The following is a 21,535-nucleotide window of genomic DNA, read 5'->3' on the forward strand; positions in this document are numbered from 1 at the left end:
ACATTTTCGCAACGCTGCGGCGGGTTGTTAGCGCGGCGCCTTAAACGAGCTGTGTAAGGACGATTGGTCAACACGCCACGCAGGGCGACGGGGCAACGCCACAAACGTGCAGAGGTACATTACTTTGACTACTCCGCCGAAGCCGGTAACGCATGGCACGAGGACGTGAAAGCCCTAGTCAGCGCGTTACTCTTGGGTGCAACCCCTATGCGCGTATCGGTCGCGTAACACGTCACAAGGCGCACGCCTCTTCTAATGCCTGCTTTTTGATTCGCGGATCGATTCCCTTGACCAGACCGCTGTGCCCTATTTCCCTGCCTCTGGCAACTAGTCCTTCATCATCCCACCGAGATACCGCACGCTGGGCGCGACGGTTTGATGACCCCAAGGTGTTACGAGCTTCCCTTACGGTTGGTCTGGTGACGCGATGGGCGCGCAGCATCGCAAGATCCTCGGCGAGCTGTCTGACGTCATCCGCCTTCTGCTTGCGGGTTGTCGTGACCAGGCCACCGCGAAAGTTATAGCCTAGCTTGTTATCATCTTTGGCGAGCAGTTCAAAGGTGCCGATTACTGGCTTGATTTGGCCCGTGGGATAGTGCTTGCGAATCCCGCCATGCCTGTCTTTGTGTAGCTCCAATTTCGCCGTGCCGCCTTCTCCTGGCCGGAACTGCTTTTCGGCAGTAACCCGGACAGCTAGGCCACCTACCGCGCGGGTTTTAGCCATCGTGCCGGTTGGTCCGTGGGCTCTCGAATCAGCGTTCTTGGCAAGATGGTCAACCACTAGTACAGCTGCGCCTTCACGTGTTAACGGCTTGATGACTTCGGTATGCACAACAGTGAAGTCGTCAGCACTGTTTGAGTTGTACTTGAACAGTGGGAGAACTTCACCGAGTGAGTCAATCGTGACAACATCCGGTTTGAATACCAGCTGATCACCAACGACCTGTTTGAGACTTAGCGAGTCATGGGGTTCGGCAAGTCGGAAACGACTGGTGTCTGTCAGGATATCGAGGTCGACACCAAGATTGATTAGGTTGGTAACTATGCTTTCTGCACCGTTGTGGTCTAGATCAATGACGGAAGCTCTTCCCCCTTCCGCGAGCATCGAGGCGACAGCGGCTAGACATAGCCAAGTTTTCCCGGATTCTGTATCCCCGAAGATGAGGTTGAACTCACCGGAATAGAAGAGTGAAAAATCATCGGAGAATTGGAGCACATCCGGTTCCGGGGCGCTGAGACCACCAGCCAGGAGCGCAGCCACGTCTACATAAAGATCGTGCATTGTTACTCACCTTTGATAGATATAGGGGTTGCGACCACCGGTAACTCCTTAACCAGCGGTTTTGCCTTGCGGCGTGGTGCTGTTACTGCTTCAATGTGGGAACGACTCTCCCAGTTCACGTACCAGCAACGCTCGGACGACTCCCTGACGAGTGGTTGCCGAGAGTTCTGCATGCTCACGCAGGCGCGCATCGAGCCACGCCGGCAAAGACACAAATAGTGCTACTTCCATTTACTGCTCCAAAGCAAGATTCACAGACTGCGAATCAATGAGACGACGAGAATAATTTCTCGCTATTTAGGGGCCATGGAGTTACGTTTCACGGCTTTTCGTCCCACTTGCTGCGTAACTTCTCAAGTTTGAGAATGAATTCGTAAAACTGTTCGCCCGAAAACTCGATCGGTACGTCGTGGAAATATTCTTCCCCGTCATACCATGCGGGGGAGATTAAGAGGCAGTCATCTCTCTGCGCAAGGAAGATTGTCATGCCATCGCGAGCATGGACAAAATCGATCATCTGATACCGCCCACCGGACGCGCCAATCGGCTAATAGAATCCCTGTCGACTCGAATCAATCTTGGCCCTATTCGGGTAGCAGTTAGGCGGCCATTGGCGATCCACCTGCGCACCGTGCGCTCATCAACGTCGAAATACTTGGCCGTTCTTTGGATGGAGACTTTCGCGGGCAAGTCGTGGCTTGCCTGAGTATTAGTGTTCACGGATATAAGTTTACGAAGATTTGCTGCTTCCCGAATAGCAAACTTTGCGTCTATGCAATTCCGCAGCTCTCGCTATTCTTTCGCCGCCAAATCCGGTCTCTTAGCAAGCTCAGAGAGCGCCGCAGCTATGGCCTTGTCCCTGCCCTCGGCCTGGTGCTGGTATCTCATCGCAGCCTGTGGGGTGGAGTGACCTAACCGTGCCATCAGCTCGGCCAGGGTTGCTCCCGTTTGTGCGGCCATCACGGCTCCGCTGTGACGTAAGTCGTGAAACCTCAGGTCGGGCCGTTTTGCCTTAGCGCGGGCTCTATAAAAGTGCCGATACAAAGTTGATGGCTGTAGGTGGTGCTCCCCCGACTTGGGTGGGAACAGGAGCGAATCCGGCTCTTTGCCAACGTGTTCCGTCAAGTGACGTTTGACCGCCGGCAGTATGTGAGGCGGGATTGCAACGTCGCGTTTCCCGGCGTCGGACTTGGGGTCGCCAACCGACCACCCCTCCTCCACGCGAACGGCAGCCCTGCGAACGTTAATTACCGCGTCCTCAAGATCGATGTCGTTCCGCCGCAACTCAACCAGCTCCCCGAAGCGCAACGCGCACCAGGACGCCAACAACACCATCAAACTTAGGTTCTCGGGCATCTCTGCCGTGATGATGTCTAACTGTTCCAGGGTGGCCGGCTTGGGCTTGACCTTCCGCTCTGTGGTGCCAGCGCCACGAATCAGGCACGGATTCACATCTATGATCCGATCCCGTGTGCGGGCAGTTTCCAGAATGGTCCGCAACAGGCTGTACGTGTGCGCCCGGATTGTGGGCCTGTCCTTCAGCGTGCGGGCATACCACCTATCCACCGACTCCATGCTGATCTCTCGGAGCGCCTTCGCCTTGAAGGTTGGATAGACGTGATGCTTCAACAGCGCCTCGTAATGCTCGCGGGTGCGCGGCTTAATCGGTCGGCCCCGAACGGTGCGAGTCTCTAACCACTTCTTCGCGTAGTCACCGAACTTGATTTCAGCCTTCCGCTTGGCTTTCTTCTGCTCGATGGTCGCGGGTGGACTCCACAGTTCACGATCAATCTCGCGTCGGCGGTCGGCTAACCAGGCTTCAGCGTCCTCGCGCGCATCGAAAGTCTCGGGCGCCTTGTGCAACTTGTCGTCCGGGCCTACGTAGCTGGCTTGGTATCTGCCAGACGGCTGACACTGCCTGATACGTCCGAAACCGCGTCTTCTCCGGGCCATCGCTCCCCTCTATTGCATGCGCCGTTCCATGCAATATACATGCAATAACTATGTCGGGACGCGCCCCCTCGTGCCTGGTTGCGCCGGAGGTACTGTGTCGCATCGCAGCAGCTAAATCACTTGTTGGCGCAGTTCACACAGTTGCTCAATGGATTTATCTGGTACAAGTTCAATCCCAGTATCGCGCACCACAGTTCTTGCAGTTCGAGGCAGTTTCTGGCGTCGGCCACCGAGTTCGTGGCCTGAAAACACCTCGGACCAGGGCGGCGGCGTGACCGCGAAGTCCGTTCGGCATTGCCGCAATATGTGATTTGCCAAGGCTTTTCGCGTCGCGCCAAACGCCGCAAAAACCAGGTTTTCGAGCGTGAATGCCCGCTGTTGTGGGCAGAGCTGCGGATTGGGGAACCGGGAGATCCTGGTCTGATCACGACCGCCTGCCGGGAATAAACGCCACCACCTGCGAGTTCGGTCGAATTACGCCCACCGGTCCAGGGCCATGTGTGTCCCCCTCACTCGGAGGCTTCCGATGGATACCCCAGCAGACCTCGTCGTCACCGGAACGCCGGTGCACACGCTCGACCCGCAGATGCCCACCGCCGAGGCGTTCGCGGTGACAGGTGGGCGGATCGCCGCCGTGGGGGCGGCCGACGACATAGCCGCCCTGGCGGGACCGCGCACCGAGGTGCTCGACGCCGAGGCGATCGGCGGCCGCGCGGTGGTTCCCGGACTCGCCGACGTCCACATCCATCTCGGCCTGGGCGGTACTCAGGCGGTGTATGAGCTCGTTGTCGCTCCCACGGACTCTCTCGACAGCGTGCTCGACAAGGTGCGCGCGTGGGCAGCGGGGCTCGGCCCGGACGAGTGGATCGCCGGCGGCGTCGTCGCCAGTCCAATCATCGACGTGCTTTGCGGGAAGCGGGCGATCGAGCGGCTCGACGAGGCCGCCGGCGGCCGGGCGGTGGTGTTGCGCGACCAGTCCCTGCACAACCGATGGGTGAGCTCGCGGGCCCTGGAGCTGATGGGCGTCACCGAGAGCACTCCCGAACCCGACGACGGAAATTTGTACGCGACTCCGAAGGACGCCTGACGGGGGTGTTGGTCGAGCAGGCCTCGGTGATCGCCGAGGAGGCCATGCAGGCGTCGATCGTCGACCTGCCCGGTCGGCACCGCGCGGCATACCGCCGCGCTCTGGAGATCGTCAACTCGTGCGGCATCACCGCCGCGCAGGACGCGGCAATCCTGGAGTATGGGCTGGCGGCTCTCGCCGAACTCGACGACGCGGGGGCGCTATCGGCGCGCGTCGTCGGCTCTCTGCCCGTGCGCCCCTTCCTGGACGTGGGCCCGACCGGTGACCCCCTGCTCGCCGCAGCACCGGGCTACCGTCGCGAGCGCGTCCGGCCCGACTTCGTCAAGTTCTTCCTGGACGGGGTGCCGATGACGCGCACCGCGCTCATGCTCGGCCCGTACCGCTGCCACGGCGACCACGAGGACCCCGCCGACCGCGGCGCGCCTTTTTGGAGCCACGATGACCTCGTCGGTGAGCTGCGGCGCTGCGCCGATCTCGGCCTCGGCGCGAAGCTGCACTGCGCCGGCGACGGCGCTATGCGCCTGGCACTCGACGCTATCGAGCAGGTCCGCATGAGCCACGGCACCGGTCCGCGTTACCAGATCGCTCATGTTTTGTTCATCGACGAGGTGGACCTGCCCCGCTTCGCAGCGCTCGACGTCGTGGCGGACGCCGCGCCCTACATCTGGTCGCCGAGCCCGATGATCGACAGCATCGCCGAACAGGTACCCGAGTCGACGATGTCGCGCATCTGGCCGTTCCGTGACTTCGTCGAGTCCGGGACCCTGCTCGCCGCCGGGTCGGACTGGCCGGTCATGCCGCTGCCGAACCCCTGGCTGGGTCTCGGCACGATGGTCACTCGGTCTGACCCCGACGGCTTCTCGCCGGGACGGCTCAACGGTGCGCAGGCACTGTCGGTACAGCAGGCGCTCGCCGCATTCACCCGCAACCCAGCGCTCGCGATGGGCCTCGGGGACATCACCGGCGCGCTGCGGCCCGGCCTGTCCGCCGACTTCGCCGTGCTCGACCGAGATCCGTTCACCGTCGACCCGAACGAGATCGCCGGCACGGTCGTTGGACAGACCTGGTTCGAGGGCCGACGGGTGTACGAGCACGCGCTCTGAGTGCAAGCCGTTGCGTCCGTGGGCCGCGCGTAGCTCGCCAGGACGGTCATGTTGCCGTCTAACGCGATAGTCCATCTCAACGCGCCGATGCCCGCCGTCCCGAATAGTTGCGGGGAATTGCGAGACACCTTGCAATGCAAGCTATTCCGCCACAACGGGTTCACCAAGACGGACACGATGGCGACCCGTGAAACCGTGGGCTACCGTTCAATCATGCCGATCCCCGTAGACCTGTCATGGTTCTATACGCTCAATCTGCACGACCGAGTCAACCTGCTGAACAACCCGCGTCAATCACTGATATCTCAGTTCGTTGAACGCATTCTCGCTCAGGTCAAAGAGCACGGGATACGGCAGCAAGAGGTAGTAGACGAAACACAGTGGAGCGGCACCTCCAGCTGGAAGCTCACTGCGTCGATGGTGGCAAAACTGGAGGAGGACCGTCAAAGGCTTGATACGTGGTTCGACTCACTAACACCCACCGAGCGCACCCACGTCATCGCGCACCGCCGCGACGAGGGCACGCAAGCCGCATCCAAGGCACTCGGCGTCGACCCAGGCATGGCTCATCCCTATCTCGACATGAAGGCAACAAAACTCGGTCTGCCTTGAACCAATGTCACTGTGCTTGAGCGCAAATCGAACATAAGCCGTTTCCCGCACCCCATATCGGGTAGGCCACAAGCGTGACTGCCTCCGAGCAACCACCTCCAGAAGGTGACGAACAGCCCCCGCAAAAGGGCGAGCAAAAAGACGACGCGTCCCCCGACGACGATCCCACGTCGGCGCCACCGGGCGAGACTTTAACTGGAGGCGAGTGATCGGTGAAAGTAGTTGGGGTGGCCTGCGGCGACCTGCGTGCCGATGCGCCCGTCGACATCGGCGTCACGACCCGAGACCGAGACGCCTCATCCATAATGCAGTGGTGTCGATCGGCAATCGAGACCTGAGGGGTGCCATACGCTGTGCCCCTTAAGCGTGTCGACGAGTTGAGGCCGGGCGACCGGATACGGATGAAGATCGGGCGGGCCACCGTCGTTGCCGTCGAGCCCCTCGCCGACGATCGCACCTTGATCACTTTCGCTTACGGGACGAAAGGCGCCGCCGACAACGATCTGACGGTCGATGTCCTCGCCGAGGATGAGTGGGGCGATTGAGCCGACTCGACTGGACTCAGCGGTGACTCACCCGGTCAGGATCGTCGGGAACGGACTGCGGTCGGCCGGCAGGTCGGCGGGAAAACACGGCGAAATCGCTTGCAGCGTAGGCGCATAGCCAGGCTGATACCGGGCGATGATCTGCAGGATGTATCCGTCGGGTGCATAACCGAAGCGGTTGGGCTTGTAGAAGCCGTCGCGCTCGTACACCTGCCAGCCCCAGCTCTTCCAGACGTCACCGGCCTTGGCGACGATCGCATTCGTATCGACGCCCGCCGGCAGCGTGAGATCACCATTGGTCGCGAATTCCAATGGCGGAGTCCCAGTTTCGACGTCCTTGCACGGATGAACGGTGCCACCGCCGGCGTAGCGGCTGGCGTCCAGCGTCATCCCGGGCGGCAGCGCCTGCAGTGTCTTCTTGAGGTAGCCGATCACCGTATCCTGGGCCTGCTGTTGAGTTTTCGGGACAACGGGCTCAAGCTTCCATCCGGGCGGTGGCGGTGGTGTGGCTTCCATCGATGGACCTCCCAGTGGAGTAGCGCCGGTCGGCGTCTGCGGTCCCAGCGGACGATCGTGGCTGCAGGCACCGACCAATACGACAATCAACAGGACGCCGAGAACACGGTTCACCACGTCGAGCCTCCCCCACCGCCAGCCTGCGGCGGCGGGACACCGGCGATCACCGCACCGAGATTGAGCAGCGCCGGATTGCCCTCACTCCAGTAGCTGCTGTGGGCCGCGACGCTCGGCGTCAGGCCGAGCAGGTCGCTGCTCGGGCCGGCAGCCGCGAACAAGCGCGTCGCACCGAAGTCGTTGGCCGTCGGATCGTGGCCCAGCGTCATGTCGGTCACCAGCTCGATGATGTCATTGCGGGCCCGCATGGCATAGACATGCGCGCCGGGATCAAGATTCAGATCGCCGGCGTGCGCAACGAGCATGCCGGGGCTGCCGACCGCGACGACGTTGTTGGCGTCGAGATGATGCCCACCGGACGCGGCCCCGCCGACCAGCGTCGAGCCGTAACTGTGCCCGATCACCGTGTCGATCGACGGCGCTCCGACGTGCGACGCGCGCTGCCCGCTCTGGAACGCTTCCAGCGCTCCCCCGCCCGCCCGGGCTCGATCGGGCCACGCCGCCTCGACGAGATCCATCGGGCGGTCATAGCCCATCCAGGTCGTCACCGCGACATCGCCCGGCTTCAACCCAGGGTCGGCCGCCATCGCGGAGTTGTACATCGCCAGGGACTTCAGGTCGCTGCCCTCGAAGGCCGCGAGGTCCTGGCCGGTGCCGGGCACCAGGATCGCATTGCGCTTGGCATAGTCGGGGTTTCCGATGGCCACCGCCCCGCGGCCCCGGTCGTCGATCAGGCCGAGGTAGCGCGGCACGCCCTCCTTGCGGTCCAACGCGGTCTGCACCGCCCGGTAGCCGTCGAGGCTGTGCCGGGCCGACACCAGTTGGGGCGCCAGCGCATTGAATTCGCCGGCCGTCGCGTCGCTGTGATCGCCCATGTAGATCTGGGCGGCCAGTTCGTCGACGCGGTGCTGCAGACGGTCGACGTCGGCTTGCGCCTGCTGCTGCAGCTCGGGCAGATGAAGCCGGTTGTAGTGGTCCCGGCCCAGATGGTCCGGCGGGTCCCACCGCATCCCGGGGTGATTGCCGATGCTGTGGTCTTGGCTGTAGAGCCAGTCCTTCTCCTCCGGCGTGAGCTTGTTCCACAGCTCGGCGAACTGCCGGGGATCCTGCGGCAACGGCTGTTGCAGCGCCCGCTGCACGTCGGGCCGGTTGTCATGGGGCCCGGGTGGAATGAGCGCGTCGCCGTCGGCCATGTTGATCGCCTCCGCCAACTCCTGGTCCACGGCATTGGCCTCGGCGACGATCGCGTTCAGGCGTGTCTGCAGCTCGGCGCGCTGCGCCTGCATCCTCGCCCATTCGGCCGCGGTGTAGCGCGATTGGGGAATCGCCACCACCTGGCTGGTCGCGGCGTCGACCTGCAGGCGCGCACTGGCCGCGTCCGCGCGCAACGTGGCGAGGTCGGCCTTGACCTTGTCGATCCCGCCGGCGGCCTGTTCCGCGGCCCGCGCGACGACGAGCGCCTCGTTCCCGTGGGCGTCGAGGTCTTGTCGAACCGCCGCGTTCTGGTGCACGGCGGCCTCGCGTGACGCGCCCTCCCAGGTGGCGAACACCGACAGCGATGCCAACTCACGCGAGGTGTCGAAGGCGCTCCGCGAGCGCGCGGAGGCCGCGTGAAACACCTCGCGCACCGCATCGGCGTTCCAGCGGTCAATGTCTGCGACCGATAAGGCCATACCCCACTGTTCTCAGCCGCGACCACTGAGCGCGGCGGCCCTGGCTGCAACGTCGGCAAGCGCCTGCGCCCGCTGCGCCTCGGCCGCCGCATGCGCGACGGCGGCGTCTTGCAGCGCAAACCCGTGGTCCCCGACCCAGCCCACCAACGCCTGCGACACCGGCAGCCACCGGGCCGCCCGGGTGCTCAGCGCCGCCGCCGACGCACCGGCCCACCCGTATTGCGCGGCCTCCATCCGGTTGTCGGCCGTCAGGAACCCTGCCGCCAGATCTTCGGCCTGACCACTCACGTGCCGTCCCGACGTCGTCAACTGCTCGACATCGATTTTGATGTCAGACACCGTCGGGATCCCCTTCCCCCCAAGTGATCACGTCAGCACTGCGCATCTGCGGAGCCTAGGCACATCGGGCGCCGGACGCACTTCACCCTGTGCAAGGGACGCCGCCCGATAGCCAACATGCCGACAGTTGTAGCTCACCCGCCGAGAGAGCCCACGGGTATGAACTTCGCCGCGATTGCAGACTAAAGGATTTGCTCGAACCCGGTAAACGCACGAATCAGCACGATGCGGTATGGATTAATCGGAAATGGCAAACTCAGAGATTTGGCATAGCGGCATGAGAATTCATCAGCACGGATAACGCGGAAATAACAAACTTCGGGATTTATCGATTATTTATTGGACGCCTCAAATGTCACACCAGCCACAGACCACCATTGAGGGCGCGAGTCGGTGGCGGGCTAGTGCCCAGATGCGGCGAGGGTTGGCGATAGCGGGTCGAGTGAGTCGATGCCAGCCGGCGAAGACTGCCTGACGGCAGCGGAACGAAGCGTGCGAAGAGTGCTCTGAGCAGCGAGTTTCTATCCGAAGAACGGGGACATCCGGCTTTCGCCGTCGTGGGGAGAGTCGCAGGAAGTGCACTGCATCCCGGCGCCGTTGCCGACGCATTCGGCGACGCAATCGGAGCTTCCGATGCCGATCGTGAGCAGGAACGCCCCCACCGAAGCGAAAAATAATGCTGCGACAGTTTCCATTTCAGACCTCCCGCCCAACCCTGAATTAATTGCGACGCGCATACCACCAACTCAGAGAATCTAATCCACAAAAATGCTCTAAATTGTCGGCGGCGTCAAGTTCAAATTCGAAGTAATCAAGATCAATACGTTGCAGATCAAGATCAGTAGCTGGGCGCGCGTCTAGAACATCAAAATTTTCGAAAACCTAACGAATTCGGCAGGACGACGCGCCGGGGTGTGTGGTATCAAGCGAAGGCGCCATACGAAGTTCCAGCCCGCACTGCGAGGGCTACCGAGTCGGGGCGATGAGATTGTGCTACGTCCCAGCGACGTCGGGCGGGCGGTCCAGCGCAATAACCTTGGGACACAGGCAGACTCAGCGGCGTGCGCTGCGCAGAGTTCAGGGATGTCGACCGAAAAATTAAGTGAAGCGGCCACCGAGGATCCTCCCGGTGGCCGCCTCGTCGGCCATTGAATGATGCTAGCTTTCGGTCTCGATTCGCGTGCCGTTTTCGCAACTTCTTGCCGAGATCCGAAACCGCACACCGCAGGCGGCCGTAACGGCGCAGGTCACGGGCCCTCGACGGCCATGCGTGATGCCGTTGCGGTTGCCCGTCTTTCAGCGAGCCAGTGGCTTGTAGAACACCAAGCCGTTGCCTTTGTTGTCGTAGACGACGGCCCGGCGTTCGTGGGCGTCGTCATACGGCCCCTTCACGATGCCGCCGCCGCTGGCCTCAACCGCCTTGGCCGCCGCATCGACGTCGGCGGTCTTGATGCCGACGACGACCTGCCCGGGGATGGGATGGTCCACGTCGGTCGCCAGGGCAAGAGTGACCGGGCCACCGTCGAGAGCCGCGAAATGGGCGCCGTCGCGGAATTTCAGTGCCATGCCCAGGGTCTCGCTGTAGAACCTGATCGACTCGTCCAGGTCGTCGGTCGACAAGATGATCATCTTCACTTCGTGCTCGCTCAACGGATACCTCCTCTGTACTGGGTCGCTTCCAGACTAGGCAGAGGTCAGCGGCGAAACACCACCCATCTCATCGCGCTGTACATGTACGCCGCTTCGCACAGACCCGCCACGATGCGCGACAGCTGGTACTGCAGCCCGAGGGCCGTCAACAGTGTGGTCACCCCGAGGATGAAGGCCAGGTAGTTGACGACGACCACCACGACGTAGACCGCGACCTGGGAGCCGACGGCGCCGTGGGACTGAAAGTTGAAGGTGCGGTTGAGCACGTAGCTCAGTGCGAAGGCGCACACGTAGGAGACGGTGACGGCGATCGGCACCGCGAGGTCGAGCCCGTCGCGCAGCGTGGTGAGCAGTGCCAGGTCGACGCTGAAGGTGAAGCCGTTGATCACGCAGAAGCCGAGAAACGTCGGGGCGATGAGCGAACCGAGCCCGAACGGCAGCCGGCCCACGACGGCCTCGCACATCTTGTGGAAGCGGTCGACCGCCGGCGTCCGGCTGACCTGCGATTCGGCAGTCACGCGGCTACGGTGCCATGACCGGGTATCCGCCACATGATCAGTGGGCCAACTCTTCGCCCGGCGGGCATCACTTCGCCGGGAGCTTGACGACCCGGTCGCCGGTGTAGTCGGTGACGTAGATGTTGATGGCTTTGTCTACCGCGATGCCGCTGGGATGGTTGAGCCCGACGAACGGCAGCACCCTCTGTCGCTCGGTGCCCGCCTCCATTTTCAGCACCCGGTTATTCGTGTAGTCGGTGACGAAGATGTCGCCCCCGCTGTCCACCGCCACGCCGCTGGGGTCTCCGGGGGTGAACAGGCCGCTGAACGGCACCACGGTCTGGCGGCCCGTGTCCGCGGCCAGCTTCACCACCCGGCTGTTGCCCGAGTCGGCGATGTAGACGTTGCGGGCATTGTCCAGCCCCACCCCTTCGGGCCCGTTGAGGCCGGTGAACGGCAGTTCGATCGGGGTGGTGGAGCCGGGAGCCAGCTGTAGCACCCGATTGGCGTCGGTGTCGGCGAGATAGAGGGCACCCGCATCGTCGGTCGCCACCCCCTGGGGCCGGTGCAGGCCGGTGAATGGCAGCACGACCGGGGTGGTCGAACCGGCTGCCAGCTTGAGCACCCGATTGTTGTTGGTGTCGGCCACATACAGGTTTCCGGCGCTATCCCCCGCCACGCCCTCCGGCGAGTTGAGGCCGGCGAACGGCAACTCGACCGCGACGCTCGAGCCCACCGCCAGCTTCAGCACTCGATTGTTGATGTCCTCGGCGACGTAGACGTTGCCGGCGGAGTCGACCTCCACATCCGCCGGATGACCAAGCCCGTTGAACGGCAACGTGATTTGCGGACCGAATAAGGGGTCGTGATGTTCGGCGGACTGCTTACCGCGATCGCTCTCCAGCATCCCGACGATGACGACGAAGGCGACCACAACCGCGGTCACCGTCAACAGCGCAATGGGAATCAGGATGGCGGGCCGCCGCCACCACGGGGTCCGCGCCGCGGTGTCGTCCTCGCCGGCCGACGGCTGTTTGTACGGTTCCGGATCTGACCACTCGTCCGACGGCGCTTCGACCGCGAGATAGGAGGTGACCGGCGCTGGCGCGGGCGCGGGCGCGGAATACGTTTGTACGGCCCGGCGAGGCTCCGGTTGCGCCACCGGCTGTTCGGCTTGCGGCGGGGGCGGGTCCCGACGCGGCCGGTTGGCGGGCGGGGTGATGGCGTCGCGGGCGGCGCCGGCCAACTCGACGGCGGTGGCATACCGGTTGGCGGGGTCTTTGGCCATGCCGGTGGCGACGACCTTGTCGAGGTGGGCGGGCACGCCGGGCTGGATCACCGACGGCCGGGGCGGCGGGTTGCTCAGGTGCGCGGCGAACAGCCAGCTGTCCCCGGCGAACGGCGGCTGTGCGGTCAGACATTCGTAGAGGACACAGGCCAGCGAGTAGATGTCGGCGCCGGGGTCGGCCTCGCGAGCCCCGGACCGCTCGGGCGCCATGTATTGCCGGCTGGCAATCTCGTTGTCGGAGTTCGTCAATCGCGATTCGTACCAGGGTGCCAACCGGGCGATCCCGACGTCGACCAGATAGGCGAAGTCGTCGCGATCAAGCAGGATGTTGGACGGTTTGACGTCGCCGTGCACCAGGCCGACCTCGTGCACGGCGTGCAGGGCCTCGGCCACCTGCTCGACGATGTAGACCGCGCGGGCCGGCTCGAGCGGCCCGTCTGCCAACACCTGTTTGAGGTTGCTGCCTTCGATCAGCTCCATGTCGAGATAGAGGCGCTCGCCGATTTCGCCGAAATCGTGGATGGGAATGATGTGCGGGTTGTTCAGGCGTGCCGCCGCGGCCGCTTCCCGGCGAAACTGCTCCGCGATCGCGGGGTCGGCGGCCAGTTCGGGCGGGAGCACCTTGATTGCGGCGGCGCGGTTGGCGGTCGCGGTGTCGTACGCGCGCCACACCTGCCCCAGATCGCCTCGGCCCAACAACTCGACGAGCCGATAGCGGCCGAACTCCTCTCCCTGCACCGGCTCACCATACCCAGCCCGGCACCCCAGTGGAGGTCAAAATTCGGCGCCCGTCGTCGCCGTTAACCTGAAGCGCTCAGCTAACTTTCACGCGAATAACATCATGGTCACCAAAAGCCGCGGGTGGTGACCCGCAGTGCCAAGCCCGCTCTCGGAGCGAGCCCGGCCAGTCTACGACTTGGGCGCCTTCTGGGCGTCGATGTCCATGTCCGGGCAGAACGCCTCGACCGCCGCGAAGGCGATCAGCTTGGTCTGCTGCTGGCTGTAGCCCATGTTCTGAATGCGCTGCAGGGCTTGGTCCGGCGGGAGGATGTTGTTGCGCAGCTCATTGCACAGGGTGGTCCCCACATGGACGATCGTTTCGTGGTTGCTGTACTTGATGTTGTTCTGGTCGAGGTAGGAGATGTAGTCGGGCGTATTCTCCGGATCTGCGTTCGCGACTGCTGGCACTGAACACAGCAGTGCGGAGAAGGCGATGGAAGACGCCGCGAGTGCTGTTTTCATAGGTCGGAGCATAGGATCACTCCCGAACTTTTACGTGAACGAAAAGCAAACGGCCGCCCCCACGGTGGGCCACAGCAACAATCGGCAACGCTTGTTGCCGCGCCGGATCGGCCACGGTGGCTAGAGTTCCCCAGTTAATGGCACGACTGATCGACCTCGCCCCAGCCGCGATCCGGGAAACCGTGAAGAACTTCGCGGCCGGGTTGCTCTGCGCCGCCGGCGTCCCGGCGTTAGCCCGGCGACGCCACCGGGACATGCTCGCGATCGTGATGTTCCACGGCGTGCAGGACGAGCCGCTGTCACCGGCATGCTGGCATGTCCTGGACTCGGCGATGTACCGCCGCCAACTCGAATACATCCGCGATCATTTCACCGTCCTTGCCCTCGAGGAGGCGCTGACGCGGCTCGTCGCGGGGACGCTGCCGCCCCGCGCGCGCTGGCGATCACCTTCGACGACGGCACCCGCAACCTGGCCACGCACGCGGTCCCGGTGTTGCGCGAGCTCGGGCTCCCCGCGGCGGTGTTCCTGGCGACCGGCCCGATGGGCAGCGCCGAAACCCTTTGGCCCGACCGGCTTTGGCTCGCGATCGCACACACCACGGCGAGCGAGGTCGATCTGGGCGCGCTGGGACTGGGCACGCGTTCGCTCGACGGGACCGCCCACCGCGGCAAGGTCTACTCGACCGCGGTGCAACGGCTCAAGGACCTGCCCGACGCGCAACGGATCGCGGTGCTGGACGAGATTTTCGCCGCACTGGGCTTCGGCGATGACGGCGACGGGGGCCCGTTCCGGATGCTGTCCTGGGACGAAGCGCGGCAGATGGCCGGCGACGGTCTGGTGACGCTGTATCCGCATTCGGTGACCCACCCGATCCTGGCCCGCTGCGGCGACGACAAGCTGGAGCGCGAGATCGCGGATTCCTGCGCGGCTCTCGAACGCGAGACTGGCCGAATACCAACGGTTTTCGCTTATCCGAATGGCAGGCCGCAGGATTTCGACACCCGGGCGCGCGACATGCTGCGTGGCCGCGGCGTGCGGTGGGCGCTGTCGACTGCGCCGGGATTCGCCGACCGTCGCAGCGATCCGATGGCGCTGCCGCGGCTGGCGGTCGGCAGCAACTCGTCCTTCGACTACTTCCGGCTCATGGTGTCCGGCGGGCTGCCCCGGCGCTAACGCCACGTCAACGTCGCCGCGCTGCGGCGGCAAGCCACACGTCGTGCATCCCTTCGCGCCAGCGGTCGATGGCGAATTCGCGCGCACGCGCGTAGGCCGCCGCGGCGAGCCGATTGCGCAGCCCGGCATCGACGACGAGCGACTGCAGCACCTCGGCGAGCTGGGCCGCGTCGCCGGGCCTGACCAACACACCGTTGACACCGTCGTTGACCACCTCCGGTATCGCCCCCACCGCGGTGGTCACCGGGACCACGCCGTTGGCCATCGCCTCCAGCACCGCCATCGGGAGGCCCTCGCTGTAGCTGGGCAACAGAAAGATCGCCGACTCCGCCAACAGCCGGTCCCTGTCGTCCGGCCCGACCCAGCCAACGACGTCGATGGTGTCCTCCAGCGCGTTGGAGCGGACGAACTGCCGCACCTTGTCCACTTCCCCGTCGCCGGCCAGCGTGACCCGCACCCTGCCGCGAATCTTGTTGGGCAGCATATTGATCGCCCGGACCAGGTCGTAACTGCCCTTGTTGCTACCCAGCCTGCCCAGCGACACCACCCGCAGCGGCTCCTCGGTGTGCGGCGACGGGACGGTGGCGGGCATGACCACCGGGTTGTAGAGGACACGGATGTTGGCCTCGTTGAAACCGAGGCTCGAACGGAATCCCTCGAAGTGGGCGCGACCGAGCACCACCGAGAAGTCGGCACGCAGCGCCGCGCGTACGGCCCTGCGCTGCAGCCACGACAGATCGTCCAGCCACGCGAAGAAGTGGGAGCTGTGGCAGTGAACGATCGTCGGGATGCGGCGATGCCGCGCAACGAATAATGCACGTGCAGCACCTCGACGGAGCCGAACAACAGCAGCACCGACGCCCTCAGCATGCCCGAGATGCCCGTCCACAGCTGCGCGGCCAGCGAGTCGTCGACGTAGGTGGTGACCAGGCGCAGTCGGAATCGCGAATCGGCGTCCTCGATCAGCAAGCGCATCATCGTCGCCATGCCGCCGCGGCTGTTGGGTCCCGCCGGCGCGTTCCCGATCGTCAGCACCCGGATCGGACGGCTGACCGCGTCCGTCACTCGTGTGCCTTACATCCCAGCATCGTGCACCAGAGTTCTCACCACTCAAGCTAGCTTCACCACAGGACGCTGCGGAACAACAGCGCGTCCGCCACGAGTCCGACACCGACGACCAGAAATAGTATTCGAACCGAGATCGGACCGTAGCGGGTAAGCCCGCGCACGATGCCACGCTGGATCCGGACCGCTCGTTTGGTCTTTCGAGTGGCCAGGAACAGAATCAACAGCGACGGCGTGAGCGCCGCCGCCCAATAGACGTAGATCAGCAGCGGCCAGGCGGGCGGTCGCGGATGCAGCGCGGCGAGCATCGCCAAGCCCGTGATGTAGGGAATCGACGTCGGCGCCTGCCCGATGCCGACCGCGGCGCCCAGAATTCCGAGCAGCCAGGGGCGTTGGCGCATTGCCGCCAGCGCCCAGCCCGGAGCTGACGTCTGCGCCGTCAACGGAAAGTAGGCCAAGCACATCAGCACCACACCGAGCAACAGTTGGCACCAAAACCGAAGCGCCGGAGTGATTCTGAAGTCGACGGCGTGCGTCAAGAAGCCAAGTCCGAGTACCGTGCAGACGCCGAATGTGGTGGTGACCGCGAACAATCCGGCGATGAAACTCAAGCCGCCCGGGACCGGCGATCGGCGGTCGAGGCGGCTGGCGTAGACGACGGCTGAGACAACGCCCACGTTCAGGACATTCAGCGAGTCGAGGAAGGCCAGACCGGCAAGCGCCAGCAAAAGAGCTTCCATGATCGCACCGAAGTTACTGCATCCGATCCTGGACTGCCCTCACGTGCGTAACCAAACGGTCGTTCGCCCGAGAAAATAAGAGAACGCGAAGGACGCTGTGGCGCGGGTCGCCGTGCGGCTTGCGCCCCACCGGGACGAACCGGCAAGGTCGTACGTCGACGTGTGGGAAACTCCGCGAGTGAGGTTCTCCCCTTGAAATTTGCGCTCGCAGGCTACGGCAGCCGCGGCGACATCGAGCCCTTCGCGGCCGTCGGCAGGGAGCTGCTGCGTCGAGGTCACGATGTGTCCATGGCGGTCACGCCGAACATGATCGGCTTCGTGGAGTCGGCGGGGCTCGCGGCGGGCGCGTTTGGGCCGGATCCGCCGCAGAACAAGGACTTCTCGCACACGACGCTGCAGAACCCGATCCTGATGATGTCCGCGTTCACCGATCAGATCCGGGCGGCGTGGGTGCAGTGGGGCACGTCGTTGCTGACGCTCGCTGACGGCGCCGACCTGGTGCTGACCGGCAAGAGCGAGCAGGGACTGGCCGCCAATGTGGCCCAGCACTACGGCATTGCGCAGGCCGCGCTGCACTTCTTCCCGGACGGCGCGACGAGCCCGAATGACATGTTGGCGCGCCTTGCCGCCGAGGCCGAGGAGACTCAGCGCGGCGACCTGGGTTTGGCGGAGATTCCCGAATCCGCGCCGCTGGAGATCCAGGCCTACGACAAGCTCTGCTTTCCCGGCCTGGACGCGCAATGGGCCGAACAAGGTCTGCGCCGGCCCTTCGTCGGCGCGCTGACGCTAGAGCTGCCCGCGGATGCCGACACCGAGGCCCTGTCGTGGATCGACGCCGGCACGCCGCCGATCTACTTCGGCTTCGGCAGCGGCGTGCGGGTCACCTCGACCGACACCGTCGCGGTGATCGCCGAGGCCTGCAGGCAGCTGGGCGAGCGAGCGCTGATCTGCAGTGGTCCCAACGACTTCACCGCCGTTCCGCCGTTGGACCACGTCAAAGTGGTCGGCGAGGTGAACCACGCGACCGTCTTTCCAGCGTGCCGCGCGGTCGTCCATCACGGCGGCGCCGGCACCACGGCCGCGGGTCTGCGGGCCGGAGTCCCGGCGCTCGTCCTACCGCTCGGGGTCGACGATCAACAGGTGTGGGCGGCGACCGTGCAACGGTTGAAAGTCGGTGCAGGCCAAGAGTTTCGGGCGACAACCCTGGATTCTTTGGTGGCGGAGCTGCGCTGCATCCTTGCTCCGGAATACGCCACCCGGGCCCGCGCGATCGCCGCCTTGATGACCACGCCCGCCGAGAGCGTCACCCGGGCCGCCGATCTGCTGGAAGAGGCCGCCCGCGCGGGACGCTAGCGTCATATCAGCCGCGGCTGTATAGTTCTGCGAATGCTGACCTGTGAGGCGCGGGAATCCGCGCTGGCCCGGCTGGGACGGGCGCTGGCGGACCCGACGCGGTGCCGCATCCTGGTGGCGCTGCTCGACGGCGTGCGCTACCCCGGTGAATTGGCGGCCCAGCTGGGCCTGACCCGATCGAACGTCTCCAATCACTTGGCATGCCTGCGCGGTTGCGGCTTGGTGGTGGCCGCCTAAGAGGGACGACAGGTCCGCTACGCGTTGGCCGACCCGCACCTTGCCCGCGCACTGAGCGAGCTGGTCCAGGTGGTGCTCGCCGTCGACACCGATCAGCCGTGCCTCGACGAGCCCGCCGCCACCAAGAGCAAGACGGGCGTTACGCGATGAACGACAAGGATGCCCCGAGCCCGGTCGGCCCGATGTTGCCGCTCTCGGTGTCTGCGCCGGACTGCCGCAACGACGGGTGCTGCGGCACCGAGACCACGAATCTCGTTGAACCGCACCGTCGTACCGTTTTGCAACGACGGGTGCGGCTGCTCGTCTCGGCGACGATCACCTACAACATCATCGAGGCCGTCGTCGCACTCTCGGCCGGCGCGGTGGCGTCGTCGGCTGCGTTGATCGGGTTCGGGCTGGACTCGGTGATCGAGGTCTCCTCGGCCGCCGCGGTGTACTGGCAGTTCTCCGGGAGCGACCCCGAGGCCCGCGAACGCGCCGCGCTGCGGGTCATCGCCCTGTCGTTTTCGCGTTGGCGGGCTACGTGACGGTCGAATCTATTCGTTCCCTGGCCGGCGGGGAGACCGCCGGAACCTCCACCGCCGGAATCATTTTGGCGGCCGTGTCGCTGGTGGTGATGCCACTGCTGTCCTACGCCCAGCGCCGCGCCGGCCGCGAGCTGGGTTCGGCCAGCGCCGTGGCCGACTCCAACCAGACCCTACTGTGCACCTACCTGTCCGGTGTGTTGCTGGTGGGGCTGCTGCTGAACTACCTGCTCGGCTGGGCGTGGGCGGATCCGGTGGTGGCATTGGTGATCGCCGCCGTGGCGGTCCGGGAGGGCCGCACCGCCTGGCGGGGTGAGCACTGCTGTTGAGGTGAATTGTGCCGCATCGCGGCACAATTCAGCGGTCTAGCCGGGCTGCCCGGCCTTGATGGCCGCGTCCTGCTTGCGCGCCACGTCGAGGGCGATCTCCGGCGGCACCGGGTCGCTCGGTGCGCCCTCGAACTCGATCAGGGCGACGATCTTGCCCTCACCGAAGATCACCGACGTCTTCGCCTTGCTGCCGTCGGCCGAGGGCCCCGAGACGATCGTGCCGCCGACGCCCACGTCGGCGGGCGCCTGTGTTCCGCCCTTGATCGCGCCGTTCTGCGGGTCGGTGTAGGACTTGGTGAGCGAGTCACGGTCCTTGTCGGCCGCGGCGGGGTCGGGGTACACCAGCAGCGAGTCGATGATGCTGCGCGAGCCGGCCTGGTTGGTGTACACACCCTCGATGCCCGGCGCCGGGTCGGTCAGCTGCCGCGTCTTGGGCGGGTTGAAGCTATCGCCGGGCACCAGATGTCAGTGGCCTTGATCAGCAGGCCGCTGTAGTCCGTGGGCTGCGCGCTGGTCGACGTCGGTGCGGCCGACGAGGACGCCGCCGACGAACTCGATGTCGACGATTTCGATGACGACGACGGGCTGGACGACTTGTCGCCACCACATCCCGTGACCGCCACGCCGACCACCAGAGTGGTTGCCGCCAGACCGGCTGCCGCCACCGATACCTTCATCACGATTGGCTCCCTTGAGTGTCGTCCCGATTTGCTAGCTTCTCGCGCAACATAGCGGATCTCGGGCGAACTGGAAATGAATCACCCTAAATAATCTCCCGATTAACAAACCACACCGCGGCGCCGAACGCTACCGCCAAGGCGTCGGTCGCATTGCCGGGATCCGAACGGCGGCCGACGGCGCACGGGGCCGCTCAGCCCCGGCCGAACCGTTCGCGCATTTGCGGATCGTTCTCCCACCACAGCCCGGAGGGGGCAGCCCGTTCGCTCTCGACGGCGTCCGTGCGATCCAGTTCGGCATCGACCTCGACGGCGTGCGCCCGTTCATCGCGTGACAACGCGCGCATCAACAGCAGCACAAACGGCAGCCCGACCACGTCGCCGAGAATCCACAGCACGCCCGCGCCGATGGTCTGGTCGAGCCGCTGATCGGGACCCCACGTGCGGTGCAACGCCGCGTAATACGCCTCGGCGATCAACGAGCCCTGCCAGATGACCAGTCCCAGCAGTCCGTCGCCCAGGGTCTCGGCGACCGAGATCAGCAACGAGATCAGCTGGGGATACCTGCGGGGCACGGGATCTGATTGCAGCCGGGCGTAGAAGTAGCCAAACCCTATGACTACCAACCCTATTCGGGCAGGTGCGCCGACCCATTCGGATTCCAGGGCCGCCGGGTACCAGGGCGTCAGGTAGAGCAGCCACGGCGTGGCCAGCATCGCCAGCGATGTCGTCAGCGGGTGTACCAGCATCCGGGCCCAGCGGGTGCCCAGCAGCCGGTCGATGCCCTCACGGCCGACCGCGTCGCCCAGGACGGTGATCGGCTTGCCCTGCGCGAGGAAGAACGGCACCACATACAGCAGCAGCAACACCTGCAGCGCGCGCATCCAGAACAGCACGTAGGCGTAACTGCCGACCGCGCTGACGGTGGCCACGGCCCAGAACGCGATGCCGACGCCGAAGCATCCGGCCTGCGCCGCCCCGACCGTCCGGGCGCCGCGGGCGTTGCGGTAGCACCACGCGTACGCGGCCGCGGCCAGCACGATCACCGCCGCGGAGATGGGATCCAGATGTGCGGTCGCAACCAAGGCGCCCCATGTCAGCGGAGCCGGATCGGTGGGCATGGCCCCCAGCGTATTGCCGCCGCCTAGTTGCCGACCGCGCCCTCGGGCTTGGGGCCCCGGCCCTCGCCGGTCAGGTAGTGGGGGCAATACGCGCCGGCCGCGATCGCCGTGAACTTCGCCGCACCATTATCGGCGAATCCGGGATTGTGCAGCTGCAGGTTGTTGACGATCTCTTGGTCCGAATGTCCCGCGTCGACGAGCTCACACACCGTCTTGCCGGCCGATATCGCGGCGGCCGGGTCCTGGAAGGTGAGCCCCGCGTCCTTGAGCTCCTTGAGGAAGGCGGCGTCGGCGGCCGGATCCGGCGCCGGACTGGGGCTCGGGCTGGGATCGGCGTGGGCGGGCACAGCCAGGGCAATCGTGGTGGCGACGCTGAGCAGCGTCAGGAGGCGCCTCATCACTCCACAATCC

General features: G+C 64.9%; 21 protein-coding genes and 4 pseudogenes. 7 read left to right on the forward strand and 18 right to left on the reverse strand.

Annotated features, from left to right (window positions below):
* Positions 1-232: 232 nt before the first annotated feature.
* From G6N54_RS07235 to G6N54_RS07250, 4 genes are all read right to left on the reverse strand, one after another.
* A complete protein-coding gene (locus G6N54_RS07235; RefSeq protein ID WP_163789311.1) occupies positions 233-1,282 on the reverse strand; it encodes an AAA family ATPase in 1,050 nt (349 codons plus the stop codon).
* Positions 1,283-1,601: 319 nt separating this feature from the next.
* Positions 1,602-1,799 carry a hypothetical protein gene (locus G6N54_RS07240; protein ID WP_163789313.1) on the reverse strand — a complete coding sequence of 66 codons (198 nt, stop codon included), beginning with the start codon at positions 1,797-1,799 and terminating at the stop codon, positions 1,602-1,604.
* A complete protein-coding gene (locus G6N54_RS31020) occupies positions 1,796-2,002 on the reverse strand; it encodes a helix-turn-helix domain-containing protein (RefSeq protein WP_264078181.1) in 207 nt (68 codons plus the stop codon). Before G6N54_RS31020 ends, G6N54_RS07240 begins: the two co-directional genes overlap by 4 nt.
* 72 nt (positions 2,003-2,074) lie before the next feature.
* The gene (locus tag G6N54_RS07250) at positions 2,075-3,235 is read right to left on the reverse strand and encodes a tyrosine-type recombinase/integrase (RefSeq protein WP_163789315.1); all 1,161 of its coding nucleotides are present in this window, start codon (positions 3,233-3,235) and stop codon (positions 2,075-2,077) included.
* 586 nt (positions 3,236-3,821) lie between these two features.
* Between G6N54_RS07250 and G6N54_RS07255 the strand changes: the two are divergent.
* From G6N54_RS07255 to G6N54_RS07265, 3 genes and pseudogenes are all read left to right on the forward strand, one after another.
* Positions 3,822-5,425, forward strand: a pseudogene (locus G6N54_RS07255) (amidohydrolase).
* Positions 5,426-5,602: 177 nt separating this feature from the next.
* Positions 5,603-6,037 carry a hypothetical protein gene (locus G6N54_RS07260; protein ID WP_163789317.1) on the forward strand — a complete coding sequence of 145 codons (435 nt, stop codon included), beginning with the start codon at positions 5,603-5,605 and terminating at the stop codon, positions 6,035-6,037.
* Between the two features lie 353 nt (positions 6,038-6,390).
* A complete protein-coding gene (locus G6N54_RS07265) occupies positions 6,391-6,582 on the forward strand; it encodes a hypothetical protein (protein WP_163787990.1) in 192 nt (63 codons plus the stop codon).
* A 27-nt stretch (positions 6,583-6,609) separates the two neighbouring features.
* Here the strand turns inward: G6N54_RS07265 and G6N54_RS07270 are convergent, their stop codons facing one another.
* From G6N54_RS07270 to G6N54_RS07305, 8 genes are all read right to left on the reverse strand, one after another.
* Positions 6,610-7,215, reverse strand: a complete 606-nt coding sequence (locus tag G6N54_RS07270) for a hypothetical protein (RefSeq protein ID WP_232073465.1) — start codon at positions 7,213-7,215, stop codon at positions 6,610-6,612.
* Positions 7,209-8,888: an alpha/beta hydrolase gene (locus G6N54_RS07275; protein WP_163789318.1), complete on the reverse strand. Its 1,680-nt coding sequence runs from the start codon at positions 8,886-8,888 to the stop codon at positions 7,209-7,211. Before G6N54_RS07275 ends, G6N54_RS07270 begins: the two co-directional genes overlap by 7 nt.
* 12 nt (positions 8,889-8,900) lie before the next feature.
* Positions 8,901-9,227, reverse strand: coding sequence for a hypothetical protein (locus tag G6N54_RS07280; RefSeq protein WP_232073480.1), 327 nt, complete (start codon positions 9,225-9,227; stop codon positions 8,901-8,903).
* 521 nt (positions 9,228-9,748) lie between these two features.
* A complete protein-coding gene (locus G6N54_RS07285; protein WP_163789320.1) occupies positions 9,749-9,922 on the reverse strand; it encodes a hypothetical protein in 174 nt (57 codons plus the stop codon).
* Between the two features lie 601 nt (positions 9,923-10,523).
* The gene (locus tag G6N54_RS07290) at positions 10,524-10,877 is read right to left on the reverse strand and encodes a VOC family protein (protein WP_163789321.1); all 354 of its coding nucleotides are present in this window, start codon (positions 10,875-10,877) and stop codon (positions 10,524-10,526) included.
* 44 nt (positions 10,878-10,921) lie between these two features.
* Positions 10,922-11,341 carry a GtrA family protein gene (locus tag G6N54_RS07295; RefSeq protein WP_163794573.1) on the reverse strand — a complete coding sequence of 140 codons (420 nt, stop codon included), beginning with the start codon at positions 11,339-11,341 and terminating at the stop codon, positions 10,922-10,924.
* Between the two features lie 121 nt (positions 11,342-11,462).
* Complete coding sequence (locus G6N54_RS07300) at positions 11,463-13,400, reverse strand: serine/threonine-protein kinase PknD (protein ID WP_163789324.1); 1,938 nt, start codon at positions 13,398-13,400, stop codon at positions 11,463-11,465.
* A gap of 171 nt (positions 13,401-13,571) precedes the next feature.
* Positions 13,572-13,904, reverse strand: a complete 333-nt coding sequence (locus tag G6N54_RS07305) for a DUF732 domain-containing protein (RefSeq protein WP_163789326.1) — start codon at positions 13,902-13,904, stop codon at positions 13,572-13,574.
* A gap of 137 nt (positions 13,905-14,041) precedes the next feature.
* On the opposite strand from G6N54_RS07305, the pseudogene G6N54_RS07310 reads away from it, so the two are divergent.
* Positions 14,042-15,078: pseudogene (locus tag G6N54_RS07310) on the forward strand (polysaccharide deacetylase family protein).
* Between the two features lie 7 nt (positions 15,079-15,085).
* Here G6N54_RS07310 and G6N54_RS07315 read toward each other — a convergent pair.
* Positions 15,086-15,967 carry a glycosyltransferase family 4 protein gene (locus G6N54_RS07315; RefSeq protein WP_163789327.1) on the reverse strand — a complete coding sequence of 294 codons (882 nt, stop codon included), beginning with the start codon at positions 15,965-15,967 and terminating at the stop codon, positions 15,086-15,088.
* Positions 15,968-16,199: 232 nt separating this feature from the next.
* Positions 16,200-16,883 (reverse strand): GAP family protein, encoded by a 684-nt coding sequence (locus G6N54_RS07320; RefSeq protein ID WP_163789329.1) that lies wholly within the window; start codon positions 16,881-16,883, stop codon positions 16,200-16,202.
* Positions 16,884-17,075: 192 nt separating this feature from the next.
* On the opposite strand from G6N54_RS07320, the gene G6N54_RS07325 reads away from it, so the two are divergent.
* The 3 genes and pseudogenes from G6N54_RS07325 to G6N54_RS07335 all read left to right on the forward strand — a co-directional run bounded on the left by G6N54_RS07325 (position 17,076) and on the right by G6N54_RS07335 (position 19,326).
* Entirely contained in the window at positions 17,076-18,236 is a 1,161-nt protein-coding gene (locus G6N54_RS07325; RefSeq protein WP_163789331.1) for a glycosyltransferase, read from the forward strand.
* Between the two features lie 33 nt (positions 18,237-18,269).
* Positions 18,270-18,623: pseudogene (gene cmtR, locus G6N54_RS07330) on the forward strand (Cd(II)/Pb(II)-sensing metalloregulatory transcriptional regulator CmtR).
* A pseudogene (locus G6N54_RS07335) lies at positions 18,620-19,326 on the forward strand (cation transporter). Before cmtR ends, G6N54_RS07335 begins: the two co-directional pseudogenes overlap by 4 nt.
* Before the next feature lie 36 nt (positions 19,327-19,362).
* Here G6N54_RS07335 and G6N54_RS07340 read toward each other — a convergent pair.
* The 4 genes from G6N54_RS07340 to G6N54_RS07355 form a co-directional block, all read right to left on the reverse strand.
* Positions 19,363-19,785: a hypothetical protein gene (locus G6N54_RS07340; RefSeq protein ID WP_163789332.1), complete on the reverse strand. Its 423-nt coding sequence runs from the start codon at positions 19,783-19,785 to the stop codon at positions 19,363-19,365.
* Entirely contained in the window at positions 19,743-20,006 is a 264-nt protein-coding gene (locus G6N54_RS07345; RefSeq protein ID WP_163789334.1) for a hypothetical protein, read from the reverse strand. The genes G6N54_RS07340 and G6N54_RS07345 overlap by 43 nt, the downstream gene beginning before the upstream one ends.
* Before the next feature lie 191 nt (positions 20,007-20,197).
* Complete coding sequence (locus G6N54_RS07350) at positions 20,198-21,124, reverse strand: cytochrome c oxidase assembly protein (protein WP_163789335.1); 927 nt, start codon at positions 21,122-21,124, stop codon at positions 20,198-20,200.
* A 23-nt stretch (positions 21,125-21,147) separates the two neighbouring features.
* Entirely contained in the window at positions 21,148-21,522 is a 375-nt protein-coding gene (locus tag G6N54_RS07355) for a DUF732 domain-containing protein (RefSeq protein WP_163789337.1), read from the reverse strand.
* Positions 21,523-21,535 lie beyond the last annotated feature (13 nt).

The organism is Mycobacterium stomatepiae, assembly GCF_010731715.1.
Taxonomy (GTDB): Bacteria; Actinomycetota; Actinomycetes; order Mycobacteriales; family Mycobacteriaceae; genus Mycobacterium; species Mycobacterium stomatepiae.

Bases quoted from the DNA above. Each gene is read 5' to 3' on its own strand.
- G6N54_RS07235 (WP_163789311.1), bottom strand. From the start codon at position 1,282: ATGCACGATCTTTATGTAGACGTGGCTGCGCTCCTGGCTGGTGGTCTC.
- G6N54_RS07240 (WP_163789313.1), bottom strand. From the start codon at position 1,799: ATGATCGATTTTGTCCATGCTCGCGATGGCATGACAATCTTCCTTGCG.
- G6N54_RS07250 (WP_163789315.1), bottom strand. From the start codon at position 3,235: ATGGCCCGGAGAAGACGCGGTTTCGGACGTATCAGGCAGTGTCAGCCG.
- G6N54_RS07260 (WP_163789317.1), top strand. From the start codon at position 5,603: ATGGCGACCCGTGAAACCGTGGGCTACCGTTCAATCATGCCGATCCCC.
- G6N54_RS07275 (WP_163789318.1), bottom strand. From the start codon at position 8,888: ATGGCCTTATCGGTCGCAGACATTGACCGCTGGAACGCCGATGCGGTG.
- G6N54_RS07285 (WP_163789320.1), bottom strand. From the start codon at position 9,922: ATGGAAACTGTCGCAGCATTATTTTTCGCTTCGGTGGGGGCGTTCCTG.
- G6N54_RS07295 (WP_163794573.1), bottom strand. From the start codon at position 11,341: ATGTGCGAGGCCGTCGTGGGCCGGCTGCCGTTCGGGCTCGGTTCGCTC.
- G6N54_RS07305 (WP_163789326.1), bottom strand. From the start codon at position 13,904: ATGAAAACAGCACTCGCGGCGTCTTCCATCGCCTTCTCCGCACTGCTG.
- G6N54_RS07320 (WP_163789329.1), bottom strand. From the start codon at position 16,883: ATGGAAGCTCTTTTGCTGGCGCTTGCCGGTCTGGCCTTCCTCGACTCG.
- G6N54_RS07350 (WP_163789335.1), bottom strand. From the start codon at position 21,124: ATGCCCACCGATCCGGCTCCGCTGACATGGGGCGCCTTGGTTGCGACC.
- G6N54_RS07355 (WP_163789337.1), bottom strand. From the start codon at position 21,522: ATGAGGCGCCTCCTGACGCTGCTCAGCGTCGCCACCACGATTGCCCTG.